Source organism: Pseudomonas sp. JQ170C (assembly GCF_035581345.1).
GTDB lineage: Bacteria > Pseudomonadota > Gammaproteobacteria > Pseudomonadales > Pseudomonadaceae > Aquipseudomonas.
In genome coordinates, this window is the sequence record NZ_CP141608.1 from 464,536 (window position 1) to 476,878 (window position 12,343).

Annotated in this window: 7 protein-coding genes; 3 read left to right on the plus strand and 4 right to left on the minus strand. The window is 63.2% G+C overall.

Annotated elements, in window-relative coordinates; all coding sequences use genetic code 11:
- Positions 1-56 precede the first annotated feature (56 nt).
- The 3 genes from U9R80_RS02045 to U9R80_RS02055 are packed head-to-tail and all read right to left on the minus strand — an operon-like array spanning position 57 to position 4,664.
- Entirely contained in the window at positions 57-1,388 is a 1,332-nt protein-coding gene (locus U9R80_RS02045; RefSeq protein WP_301838347.1) for a TldD/PmbA family protein, read from the minus strand.
- Positions 1,388-2,830 (minus strand): TldD/PmbA family protein, encoded by a 1,443-nt coding sequence (locus U9R80_RS02050; RefSeq protein WP_301838345.1) that lies wholly within the window; start codon positions 2,828-2,830, stop codon positions 1,388-1,390. Before U9R80_RS02050 ends, U9R80_RS02045 begins: the two co-directional genes overlap by 1 nt.
- Positions 2,831-2,861: 31 nt before the next feature.
- Complete coding sequence (locus U9R80_RS02055) at positions 2,862-4,664, minus strand: acyl-CoA dehydrogenase (RefSeq protein WP_301838344.1); 1,803 nt, start codon at positions 4,662-4,664, stop codon at positions 2,862-2,864.
- 241 nt (positions 4,665-4,905) lie between these two features.
- On the opposite strand from U9R80_RS02055, the gene U9R80_RS02060 reads away from it, so the two are divergent.
- On the plus strand, positions 4,906-5,466 hold the full coding sequence (locus U9R80_RS02060) for a hypothetical protein (RefSeq protein WP_301838343.1): 561 nt from the start codon (positions 4,906-4,908) through the stop codon (positions 5,464-5,466).
- A 65-nt stretch (positions 5,467-5,531) separates the two neighbouring features.
- On the opposite strand, the gene putA is transcribed toward U9R80_RS02060, so the two are convergent.
- Positions 5,532-9,485: a trifunctional transcriptional regulator/proline dehydrogenase/L-glutamate gamma-semialdehyde dehydrogenase gene (gene putA, locus U9R80_RS02065; RefSeq protein ID WP_301838341.1), complete on the minus strand. Its 3,954-nt coding sequence runs from the start codon at positions 9,483-9,485 to the stop codon at positions 5,532-5,534.
- Between the two features lie 355 nt (positions 9,486-9,840).
- Between putA and putP the strand changes: the two genes are divergently transcribed.
- Together putP and U9R80_RS02075 are read left to right on the plus strand one after the other, a co-directional pair.
- Positions 9,841-11,325, plus strand: coding sequence for a sodium/proline symporter PutP (putP, locus tag U9R80_RS02070; RefSeq protein ID WP_301838339.1), 1,485 nt, complete (start codon positions 9,841-9,843; stop codon positions 11,323-11,325).
- Positions 11,326-11,452: 127 nt separating this feature from the next.
- The gene (locus U9R80_RS02075) at positions 11,453-12,289 is read left to right on the plus strand and encodes a 23S rRNA (adenine(2030)-N(6))-methyltransferase RlmJ (protein WP_301838338.1); all 837 of its coding nucleotides are present in this window, start codon (positions 11,453-11,455) and stop codon (positions 12,287-12,289) included.
- Positions 12,290-12,343: the final 54 nt, after the last annotated feature.

Here is a 12,343-nt window from a genome sequence, read left to right on the forward strand (position 1 = left end):
CTGTATCTCGGGGCCAGCCCGCTACTGCGGCAGGCGCGGACTGGCCTCGTGATCAATCACAACGTCAATGTCAGGCGGTTGACCAGAGCCCCCGGCAAATGGCTGGAACTGGTCTGGCGCTGGCCATAGGTACTGGTCGACAGGATCAACTCCCGCTCGCGGGTCAACGCCTCCAACTGCGACCCCAGCAAACTGTAGACGCTGTCATCGAAGCGCATGGTGCTCACCGGTGCCTGGATCTGGCCGTTCTCGACCCAGAAAGTGGCAAAGCGGGTCAGCCCGGTCATGCGGGCGGCCGGCAGGTCGGAGAAGTTCAGGTACCAGAGGTTGCTGATGTACAAGCCGGTACCCAGGCGCGCGAGGATGTCGTGCTGGTCCAGCTCGCCACCGGCCAGGCTCAGGGCGCAAGGCGATTCATGGCTGTCGGCGCCGTTGGCCGCCAGCTCGAACTCGGCGGCGCTGCGGGCGCAGATCAACCGGTCAAGGCCACGGCCCTGCTCGATCAGGCGCAGGTCGCTGCGCGGCGTACCTTCATCGGAGAAGCTCGGGCTCAGCGAGCCGCTGACCTGTTCGGCGATGCTGACCATCGGGTTCAGGCGGGCATCGCCATCGTACAAGCGCTGCAACGGACTGTTCTTGGTGGCCAGGGAATGGGCGGAGAAGCCACCCCAGCACAGCATGCCCATGATCTCGTCCATGGCCGCGGGCGCCAGGTAGGCGCGGTACTCGCCAGGTGCCAGGGTCTTGAGTGGTCGCCCCAGGTATTCCAGTTGTTCCCGCGCCTGGCGCAGGCGCTGTGAGAAGACCTCGCTGTCCCACTGCTGACCGGCGTAGTTGGCCTTGACCGCCTGGCCGTTGCGGTGGAACAGGCTCCAGTCGAAGTTGAAGCTGTTGGCCTGGTGCCAGCCGAAGGCCCCGAACGAGCTGGCAAAGCCCCGGCAGATCGGCCCTGCGGCATAGATGCCGACCAGATCCAGTTCCCCGGCCCCCAGTTCGATCTGCGCCAGTACCTGGGCAAGGTCGGGCAGCGGCGGGTCTTGCACGCTATGGCTCTGCCAGGCGCTGTCGTTGAGTTGCAGGTAGGGGTCGGCTTCGAGCAGCGGCAAGGTCTGGCGCAGCTGTTCGATGGCCTGGGCCAGGCGCTGCTGATCGACGTCGGGGTCGTTGCCCAGGGTGAACTGCAGCTCGCCCTGGCGGCCATCCATGACCAGTTTCAGCACGCAGCTGGCTTGCTGGACTTCGCCGGCCTGGCGCACCTTGGCGTGGTTGAAACGAATGAATCGGGAGTGCTCGGCGCTGTAGCTGAGGGTGAAGTGTTCCGGCGCGCGAACCTGTTCTTGCAGGCTCTGCAACAGGCGTTGAAAGCTGTGCAGTGGGGTGGCAGCCATCAGGCGTCTCCTCCGAATACGTCGATCTGGCTGAACACGCAGGCGGGTGAAGCATGGCCCACCCGCACCACCTGATTGGGTTCGCCCTTGCCGCAGTTGGGTGTTCCCAGGACCTGGAAGGTGCTGGCATCGCCCACGGCGCTGAGGTTGCCCCAGAACTGCGCGGAGATCCCCCGGTAGTTGGGGTTCTTGACCACGCCCTTGAGCTCACCGTTCTCGATCAACTGGCCCCATTCGCAGCCGAACTGGAACTTGTTGCGGGCATCATCAATGGACCAGGAACGGTTGGTGCGCATCAGGATGCCGCGCTCGATGCCGCCGACCAATTGCGCCAGGCTCTGGTCACCCGGCTCGATGTTGAGGTTGGCCATGCGGTCGATCGGCGCGCGGTTCCAGCCGCAGGCGCGGCTGTTGGCGACGCCGTCCAGGCCCGAGCGGAACTGCGACAGCGCACCGCCCAACGGGCGTAGCAGCAGGCCGTCGCGGATCAGGAATTGCTTGTTGGCGGCGGTGCCATCGTCGTCATGGCTGTAGCTGGCCAGCTCCTCGCCGATGGTCGGGTCAAAGGTCACGTTGAGCAGTTTCGAGCCGTACTGCAGGGTGCCGAAATCGCTGGCGTTGACGAAGCTGGTGCCAGCGTAATTGCGCTCGTCACCGAGGATGCGGTCCATTTCCAATGGGTGGCCGATGGACTCGTGGATCTGCAGCATCATCTGGTCGGGCATCAGCAGCAGGTCGCGCACCCCGCTCGGGGTGTTGGGTGCGAGCAGCAGTTGCAGGGCCTGGTCGGCGACCTTGGCCCCGGCACCCAGCAGGCCGCAACGCTCGATTACATCCATGCCGCCTTGCTGGCCGAAATTCTCCCGGCCCAGGCTGCGGCTCTGGCTGTCCTGGCCATCGAAGGCGGTGGCGGTGAAGCCCGGGTAGATGAAACGCTGGGCCTGACGCTGTTCGGCGCCGGCGGTATTGAGGTAGATCTGCTCGACGGTGCTGATGCCCAGGCTTGCCTGCCAGTTCACCAGGCGGCTATCGGCGGGCACGCTGGCCGATTCGCGGGCCAGCAGGGCAAAGCAGTCCGCCAGCGAGGCCACGGGTTGTTCAAGGTTGGGGGAGCAGTAGTCGGTGCGCCCGGTGGCGACCGGTTGCTCGCGCAGGTCGAGCAGGGCGCAGCCGGCGATCTGCCGGGCGAGCGCCTCGGCTTGCTCCAGGGCGCGTTGCAGGCCTGATTGCGACAGGTCGGCGGTGGCCGCATAGGCTTCGACGCCGTTGAGCCGAACCGTCAGCATCGCGCCTTCGTCACGGCTGAAGAACGGCGGCTCGGCAACGTTCTTGCGCACCGACAGGTGCTGCTGGGACTGCTGCACATGCCGCAAGGAAAAGAATTCGGCCGTGCTGCGCAGGGCGGCGAAGCGCTGGCGCAGCAAAGCGGTCAACTCGAACATGAAGAACCTCCGTGGGTACGGTGGCTCCCCCTCAGAACCACTCGTCGTGCATGCCCTGGCACGTATCGTCGCGAGCCTCGAGCAATGACAGCTCATTATGGCAGCCCGGCACTTCCCAGGTCAGGAAATAACGGGCGGCCTGCAACTTGCCCTTGTAGAAGTCGCGGTCGGCCGGATCACCCCGTTCCAGGCCCTGCTCGGCGCGGATCGCCTGCTCCAGCCAGCGCCAGCCGATCACGCAGTGGCCGAAGGCCTTGAGGTACAGCGCCGAGTTGGCCAGGGCACTGTTCACCTGGCCTTGGGCCAGATCGCCAAGCAGGCCCAGGGTGACGCTTTGCAGGCGAACCTGCAGCTGCTCGAGGGGCGTGCGCAGGTGATCAAGGCCGGGGTAACCCCGCGCCCGTTCGCAGGTGCCGGCAATCAAACGCACCAACTGCTTGAGGCCGGCACCGCCGTTTTGCGCCAGCTTGCGCCCGAGCAGGTCCAGTGACTGAATGCCGTGGGTGCCTTCGTGAATGGGGTTCAGGCGGTTGTCGCGGTAATACTGCTCGACCGGGTATTCGCGGGTGTAGCCGTGGCCGCCGAGAATCTGGATCGCCAGTTCGTTGGCCTTGAGACAGAACTCCGATGGCCAGGATTTGACGATCGGGGTCAGCAGATCGAGCAATTCGTGGGCCTGCTGGCGCTGGAGTTCGCTGTCGCCGCTCTGGGTGTCGTCGAACAACCGTGCCGCATACAGGCCCAAGTCGAAGGCGCCTTCGACATACGCCTTCTGGGTCAGCAGCATGCGCTTCACATCGCTGTGGCTGATGATCGGCACAGCGGCGGTGGCCGGGTCCTTGTTGTCCAGCGGCCTGCCCTGGGGGCGTTGGCGAGCGTAGTCCAGCGAATACAGGTAACCGGCGTAGCCGAGCATCACCGCGCCCATGCCCACGCCGATGCGTGCCTCGTTCATCATTTGGAACATACACGCCAGGCCTTGGTGCGGTTTGCCCACCAGGTAGCCTACGCATTGGCCGTTGTCGCCGAAGTTCAGTGCCGTGGAGGTGGTGCCGCGCCAGCCCATCTTGTGGAACAGCCCGGCCAGCAGCACATCGTTGCGTGGCCCCAGGCTGCCATCGGCGTTGACCAGGAACTTGGGCACGATGAACAGCGAAATGCCCTTCACCCCCGGCGGGGCATCCGGCAGCTTGGCCAGCACCATGTGGACAATGTTTTCCGACAGCGGATGGTCGCCGCCCGAGATAAAAATCTTGTTGCCGCGCAGCCGGTAGCTGCCGTCGCCGGCAGGTTCAGCGCGGGTGCGGATATCGGCCAGGGAAGAGCCGGCGTGCGGCTCGGTCAAGGCCATGGTGCCGAAGTACCGCCCCTCGATCATCGGCTGCAGGAACAGGCGCTTTTGCTCATCGCTGCCAAAACTCTCGATCAGGTTGGCCGCGCCCATGGTCAGGAACGGATAGGCCGTCGTCCCCGCGTTGGCTGCCTGGAAGTGGGCAAAACAGGCCTGTGAAAGCAGGGTCGGCAGCTGCATGCCGCCGGCTTCGAAATCGCGACTGGCATTGAGAAAGCCCGCTTCAAGGAACGCATCGACAGCCGGTTTCACTTCAGGAATCAGCACCGCTTCGCCGTTTTCATAGCGCGGTTCGTTCTCGTCGCCTTTGCGGTTGTGCGGGGCGAAGAACTTCTCGGCAATGGTTCGCGCGGTGCCCAGCGCGGCATCGAAGGTTTCCCGGTTGTGCTCGGCAAAGCGCGGGCGTTGGGTAAGGGCCTCGGCATCCAGCACTTCGTAGAGCTCGAAGGCCAGGTTGCGGGCGCTGAGCAGGGTCTCGGACATGGCGGCATTCCTGTCATTGAAGTCGGCTGAGTGTAGGAATGGCAGGGTGGCGTGACCAGCAAGATTGATGCAGGTGATGGTGTGGGACAGCTGTCAGTTCGGTGCTGGGTTGAAGCAAGCAGCGGGAGAGTGTGGACAAAAGATGAATCGGAATGCTCGCTCCGGGCAGTCGGAGCGAGCCGACATTTTTCCAGAGGGAAAAAGCATCTGATAGGCCGCCAACTACACGGCGGTATGCCTTATGTCCATCACCACGCTTGCCTCGGCACAGGCTGTTGTCAGTTCAGGTTCCCGGGCCGGGCCCATGTTCTTCGTGGTGTCCGTGCGCAAACTGACGTTGATGACGTGTTTCACGTTCGGCCTTTATGGGTTGTTCTGGTTTTACCGCAACTGGGAGCTCTACCAGGAAACCAGTGGCGTGAAGGTGAACATGCTCCTGCGCTGCGCGCTGCCCGAGCTGTTCATCTACTCGCTGTTGAGCCGGGTTGACCGGCAGATTCGCGCCACCGGGCGGCAGTATGCGTGGTCACCCTGGTGCCTGACGTTCAGCCTGGTACTGGCGACCCTGGTGTTTTTGCAGCTGTCGATGCTGATGCCGCCAATGCTCGGCGAGATGCCTCTGATTGTGCTCGTGGCGGTGTTGGGAGTGGTGATCAGTTGCTGGGTGCTGGGCAGGATTCAGCGGGCAATCAATTTTTGCGAAGGGGATCCCGAAGGGGCGGGGAATGGGCGGTTGTCGCTGGTGAATGGGGTTTGGGTCGGGGGAATCGTGTTGCTTGGGATTGGGATTGGGGTTGGGTGAAGCTTCGCGGGGCAAGCCCGCTCCTACAGATTGCCTGTAGGAGCGGGCTTGCCCCGCGAGCGCTATCAGCCGATGGTCATCAGGCTTGCGTTACCGCCGGCAGCAGCGGTGTTGACGCTCAGCGCGCGCTCGATCACCAGGCGCTCCAGGGCAATCGAGGTTTCACCCGACGACAGGCCATGTACACCAACGATCGCACCGGCACGCTTGGCCACCTGCTCGCACACGGCGCGCAGTTGGTCGGAGTGGCCGTGGTGCAGAACCGCGTCGAACACGACTTCGTCCTTGGTCCAGTCACCGACCAGTTTGATGCGTGCCTGAACATCCTTCGGCAGACGGTTGCGCAGGGTCTTGGTCAGCTCACCCTCCGGCCACACCGCCGAGCTGCCCACGGCCAGCACGGCAGCCAGTTGGGTCAGCAGATCGGCTTCGACTTCGGCCAGGCACAGTACGTGCTCGCGCGGCAGGATGGTGTAGCTGTTGCGCTCGCCAGTCGGGCCGGCCAGCAGGCGGCTGATACCGCTCTGCGATTGCTGGGCAAACTGGTCGCACAGGCTGCCCAGGTCGGTCAGCTGGTTGCTGGTAGCCCAGGTCTTGAGTGCTTGCAGTGGCTTGGTCATGGCGTCGCGCAGGCGAGTGTCCGGGGTGTTCTCACCGTCGGTACGCTTGAACGACTGCTCGATGGCATCGGCCGGACGGGTCGACAGCAGGCGGTACAGGTACAGCGGGCCACCGGCTTTCGGACCGGTACCAGACAGGCCCTCACCACCGAACGGCTGCACACCGACCACGGCACCGACGATGTTGCGGTTGACGTAGACGTTACCGGCATTGACGCTGTCGATGACCTTGGCGATGGTTTCGTCGATCCGGGTGTGTACACCCAGGGTCAGGCCGTAACCGGAAGCGTTGATCTGCTCGATCAGCTGGTCAAGGTTCTTGCGGTTGTAGCGCACCACGTGCAGGACCGGGCCGAAGATCTCGCGCTGCAGCTCGTCGAAGCTGTCCAACTCGATCAGGGTTGGCATGACGAACGTGCCGCGCTTGATTTCCTCGCCATCGGCAATGGCTACCTGGTACACGGTGCGGCCTTTGTCGCGCATGCCCTGGATGTGCTTCTCGATGCCAGCCTTGGCTTCGGCGTCGATCACCGGGCCAATGTCGACGGCCAGGCGCTCAGGATTGCCCAGGCGGCTTTCGGCCATGGCGCCCTTGAGCATTTCGATCACGCGGTCGGCGGAGTCTTCCTGCAGGCACAGCACGCGCAGTGCCGAGCAACGCTGGCCGGCGCTGTCGAACGCCGAGGAGACCACGTCGATGACCACTTGTTCGGTGAGCGCCGAGGAGTCGACGATCATCGCGTTCTGGCCGCCGGTCTCGGCGATCAACGGGATCGGGCGACCCTGGGCATCCAAACGGCCGGCGATGTTGCGCTGCAGCAGGCGAGCCACTTCGGTGGAGCCGGTGAACATCACGCCTTTGACGCGGTCGTCGCCGACCAGGCGGGCACCGACGGTTTCACCGCGTCCTGGCAGCAGTTGCACCACGCCTTCTGGGATGCCGGCTTCGAGCAGCAGGCGCACGGCCTGGGCCGCTACCAGCGGGGTCTGTTCGGCAGGCTTGGCCAGTACCGGGTTGCCTGCGGCCAGCGCAGCAGCCACTTGGCCGCTGAAAATGGCCAGCGGGAAGTTCCACGGGCTGATGCACACCACCGGGCCCAGTGGGCGGTGGGCGTCGTTGCTGAAGTCGTTGCGGGCCTGCACGGCGTAGTAGCGCAGGAAGTCGACGGCTTCGCGGACTTCGGCGATGGCGTTGGCGAAGGTCTTGCCTGCTTCGCGGGCCAGCAGGCCCATCAGCGGCTGGATCTCGGCTTCCATCAGGTCGGCGGCGCGCTCCAGGATGGCGGCGCGCTCGGCGGGCGGGGTGGCCTGCCAGATCGGTGCAGCCTTGAGGGCGCACTGGATGGCGTTGTCGACGTCGGCAACGGTGGCTTCTTGTACGTGACCGACCACATCGCGATGGTCGGACGGGTTCAGTACCGGTGCCGCGGCTTCGTCGCTGGCGTCGCAACCGAGCATCGGTGCGGCTTTCCAGTTGTTGTGGGCGGTGGCCAGCAGGGCGCAGGACAGCGACGCCAGGCGGTGTTCGTTGGCCATGTCGATACCGGCGGAGTTGGCGCGCTCGGAACCGTACAGATCACGCGGCAGCGGAATGCGCGGGTGCGGCAGGCCGAAGCTGCCTTCCTGGGTCGCCATGCGCTCGATGGTCGCCACCGGGTCGGCGACCAGTTCCTGGATCGAGATCGACTGGTCAGCGATGCGGTTGACGAACGAGGTGTTGGCGCCGTTTTCCAGCAGGCGGCGAACCAGGTAAGCCAGCAGCGTTTCATGGGTGCCGACCGGTGCGTACACGCGGCACGGACGGTTCAGCTTGCCGTCGGCAACCTTGCCGACAACCTGCTCGTAAAGTGGCTCGCCCATGCCATGCAGGCACTGGAACTCGTACTGGCCCGGGTAGTAGTTCTGCCCGGCGATCTGGTAGATGGCCGACAGGGTATGGGCGTTGTGGGTGGCGAACTGCGGGTAGATGACTTCCGGTACCGACAGCAGCTTGCGTGCGCAGGCGATGTAGGACACGTCGGTGTACACCTTGCGGGTGTACACCGGATAGCCTTCCAGGCCTTCGACCTGGGCGCGCTTGATTTCGCTGTCCCAGTAGGCGCCTTTTACCAGGCGAATCATCAGGCGGTGACGGCTGCGGCGTGCCAGGTCGATCACGTAGTCGATCACATACGGGCAGCGCTTCTGGTAAGCCTGGATGACGAAGCCGATACCGTTCCAGCCGGTCAGCTGCGGCTCGAAGCACAGGCGCTCGAGCAGGTCCAGCGACAGCTCCAGGCGGTCGGCTTCTTCGGCGTCGATGTTCAGGCCGATGTCGTATTGTTTGGCCAGCAGGGTCAGCGACAGCAGGCGTGGATACAGCTCTTCCATCACGCGCTCGTACTGTGCGCGGCTGTAGCGCGGGTGCAAGGCCGACAGCTTGATCGAGATGCCCGGGCCTTCATAGATGCCACGGCCGTGGGAGGCCTTGCCGATCGAGTGGATCGCTTGCTCGTAGGAGGCCAGGTATTTCTGCGCGTCGTGCTCGGTCAGGGCGGCTTCGCCGAGCATGTCGTAGGAGTAGCGGAAGCCCTTGGCTTCGAATTTGCTGGCGTTGGCCAGGGCTTCGGCGATGGTTTCACCGGTCACGAACTGTTCGCCCATCAGGCGCATGGCCATGTCGACGCCCTTGCGGATCATCGGCTCGCCGCTCTTGCCGATAATGCGGCTGAGCGAGGAGGTGAGGCCAGATTCGTTGTGGGTCGAGACCAGCTTGCCGGTCAGCAGCAGGCCCCAGGTCGCGGCGTTGACGAACAGCGACGGGCTGTTGCCCAGGTGCGGTTGCCAGTTGCCGGTGCTGATCTTGTCGCGGATCAGGGCGTCACGGGTGCCTTTGTCGGGGATACGCAGCAGGGCTTCGGCCAGGCACATCAGCGCCACGCCTTCCTGGGACGACAGGGAGAATTCCTGCAGCAGGCCCTGGACGATACCGGCACGGCCGCCGGCGCTTTTCTGGTTGCGCAGCTTTTCAGCAATGCCGGCGGCCAGCTTGTTGGTGGCTTCGGCCATGTCTGCCGGCAAGCGAGCCTGCTCCAGAAGCATCGGCACCACTTCCGGCTCCGGGCGACGGTAGGCTGCAGTGATGGCCGAGCGCAGTACCGATTGCGGCAGGATGCTTTCGGCGAATTCGAGGAAGCACTGGTGGGCGTGATCGCCCGGGACTTCACCGGCTTCGTCGCCGTTGCTGCTGGCCTGACCATTGAGTTCGGTCAGCGTGGCGCCACCCTCGAGCTTTTCCAGGTAGTTGAAGATTGCCTGTTTAATCAACCAATGCGGCGTGCGGTCGATGGACTGCGCAGCTGCTTTGAGTCGCTCACGGGTCGGGTCGTCAAGTTTGACCCCAAGGGTGGTCGTCGCCATTTCTTATCCTCATTATTGCCACGATGCTGTGGCTAAAGCTGGCGCCAAGATTAGCTGTGCGCGATTTCGGGTGCAACCTAGTGCAACCCAAAATCTGTAGGAAAAAAGTGCAACTCGTCAGGTAGGTAAAACCCCACAACAAAAATGGCTGTTTCTGATGTGTTTTACGTATGGAAACAGCGTTTCTTGCTCCAAAAAGGAGCAAAAAAGTTAAGTAGTCCGAAATTTCCGACGAGGTGCAACTGGAATAAAAATATTGGTTGCACCTACTTTGCGTTGTTGCATAGCATTCGCGGCCTGGGTGCAACCTCTTCGAGGCTGTCGCTACATAAAAACAAACGCCAGGGCGCAACAAATGAGTGTAAGCAATCCAACCTTGATCACTTTCGTGATCTACATCGCGGCAATGGTGTTGATCGGCTTCATGGCCTATCGCTCCACCAACAACCTCTCCGACTACATTCTCGGTGGCCGCAGCCTCGGCAGCGTCGTGACCGCGCTTTCGGCTGGTGCCTCGGACATGAGCGGCTGGCTGCTGATGGGCCTGCCGGGCGCCATCTACATGTCGGGTCTGTCGGAAAGCTGGATCGCCATCGGCCTGATCGTCGGCGCCTACCTGAACTGGCTGTTCGTTGCCGGTCGTCTGCGTGTGCAGACCGAGCACAACGGCGATGCCCTGACGCTGCCGGACTACTTCTCCAGCCGTTTCGAGGACCAGAGCGGGCTGCTGCGGATCATCTCCGCCGTGGTAATCCTGGTGTTCTTCACCATCTATTGCGCCTCGGGCATCGTGGCGGGTGCCCGTCTGTTCGAAAGCACCTTCGGCATGTCGTACGAAACTGCCTTGTGGGCAGGCGCTGCGGCGACTATCGCCTACACCTTCGTCGGTGGTTTCCTGGCGGTGAGCTGGACCGATACTGTCCAGGCTACGCTGATGATCTTCGCCCTGATCCTGACCCCGGTGATCGTGCTGATCGCCACGGGTGGCTTCGATACCACCTTTGCTGCGATCGAGCTGCAGGACGCGGGCAATTTCGACATGCTCAAGGGCACCACCTTCATCGGCATCATCTCGCTGATGGGTTGGGGTCTGGGCTACTTCGGTCAGCCGCATATCCTGGCGCGTTTCATGGCTGCTGATTCGGTCAAGTCGATTGCCAATGCCCGTCGCATCTCCATGACCTGGATGATCCTCTGCCTGGTCGGTACCTGTGCCGTTGGCTTCTTCGGTATTGCTTACTTCTCGGCGCATCCTGAAGTTGCGGGTCCTGTGAACGAGAACCACGAGCGTGTGTTCATCGAACTGGCCAAGCTTCTGTTCAACCCATGGATCGCTGGCATTCTGCTTTCGGCCATCCTGGCGGCAGTGATGAGTACCCTGAGCTGCCAACTGCTGGTGTGCTCCAGTGCCCTGACCGAAGACTTCTACAAGACCTTCCTGCGTAAGGGTGCGTCCCAGCTGGAACTGGTCTGGGTCGGCCGCGCGATGGTACTGCTGGTCGCCGTGGTTGCCATCCTGATTGCCTCCAATCCGGAAAACCGCGTGCTGGGTCTGGTCAGCTACGCCTGGGCCGGTTTCGGTGCTGCCTTCGGTCCGGTTGTACTGATCTCGGTACTGTGGAAAGGCATGACCCGTAACGGTGCGCTGGCCGGCATCCTGGTGGGTGCGATCACCGTGGTGGTCTGGAAGCACTTCGCTATCTGGGGTCTGTACGAAATCATTCCGGGCTTCCTGTTCGGTGCCTTGGCGATCTACTTCGTCAGCAAGGCCGGCAGCCCTTCGGCTGCGATGGTTTCGCGCTTCGAAGCTGCAGATCAGGCGTTCAAGGTCGGTCATTGATCGGCGTCTGAACCCTGACTGACAACGGCCCGGCCTCCACAAGAGGTCGGGCCGTTGTCGTTTCGGCCGGGCGCTCCTGACGCCAGCCGCATGACGAGGTAAACTGCGCGGTCTTGCAGGAGTTGCCATGAACTATCGTCACGCCTTCCACGCCGGCAACCACGCCGACGTCTTCAAACACCTTGTCTTGACCCGCCTTATTGCGCTGATGGAGCGCAAGGAGCAGCCGTTCGCCTACCTTGACACCCATGCTGGCCTCGGTCTGTACGACCTGCAGGGCGACCAGGCGACTCGCACCGGCGAGTGGATCGAAGGTGTCGGGCGGCTTTGGGGGCGGGATGACCTGCCGGAAGTGACCGCCGACTATCTGCGCATCCTGCGCAAGATGAACCCCGATGGCGAGCTGCGTTACTACCCGGGCTCGCCTGAGCTGGCCCGGCGCCTGGCCCGTCAGCAGGATCGCGTGTTGCTCAACGAGAAGCACCCCGAAGACGGGCGCATGCTCAAGGACAACATGAAGAAAGACCCACGCGTTGCCGTGCACCTGGGCGAAGGCTGGCACGTGCCGCGCGCCTTGCTGCCGGTGCAGGAAAAGCGTGCGGTGATGCTGATCGACCCGCCGTTCGAGCAGGCCGATGAGCTCAAGCGTTGCACCCTGGCGATGAAAGAGACCATTGGCCGCATGCGCCAGACGGTCGCGGCGATCTGGTACCCGATCAAGGATCAGCGTCAGTTGGTGCGTTTCTATCAGGACCTGACCAGCACCGGTGCACCGAAGCTGCTGCGCGTCGAGTTGTACGTGCACCCGCAGGACAGTCCGCAAGGCCTGAACGGCTCGGGCCTTGCCATTGCCAATCCGCCGTGGGGGCTTGAAGAAGAGCTGCGTGCGCTGTTGCCGTGGCTGTCGCAGGTGCTGGCGCAGAGCCAGGGCAGTTGGCGGATGGACTGGCTTATCGCTGAGTAACGGCGGCAAGCCCGCTCCTGCGCTTTACGTTATAATCCCGCTCTTTCGTTGCCG

Excerpts from the sequence above, each read along its gene's own strand:
- putP (WP_301838339.1), top strand. The coding sequence starts at position 9,841 with ATGAGTGTAAGCAATCCAACCTTGATCACTTTCGTGATCTACATCGCG.
- U9R80_RS02075 (WP_301838338.1), top strand. The coding sequence starts at position 11,453 with ATGAACTATCGTCACGCCTTCCACGCCGGCAACCACGCCGACGTCTTC.
- U9R80_RS02060 (WP_301838343.1), top strand. The coding sequence starts at position 4,906 with ATGTCCATCACCACGCTTGCCTCGGCACAGGCTGTTGTCAGTTCAGGT.
- U9R80_RS02055 (WP_301838344.1), bottom strand. The coding sequence starts at position 4,664 with ATGTCCGAGACCCTGCTCAGCGCCCGCAACCTGGCCTTCGAGCTCTAC.
- putA (WP_301838341.1), bottom strand. The coding sequence starts at position 9,485 with ATGGCGACGACCACCCTTGGGGTCAAACTTGACGACCCGACCCGTGAG.
- U9R80_RS02045 (WP_301838347.1), bottom strand. The coding sequence starts at position 1,388 with ATGGCTGCCACCCCACTGCACAGCTTTCAACGCCTGTTGCAGAGCCTG.
- U9R80_RS02050 (WP_301838345.1), bottom strand. The coding sequence starts at position 2,830 with ATGTTCGAGTTGACCGCTTTGCTGCGCCAGCGCTTCGCCGCCCTGCGC.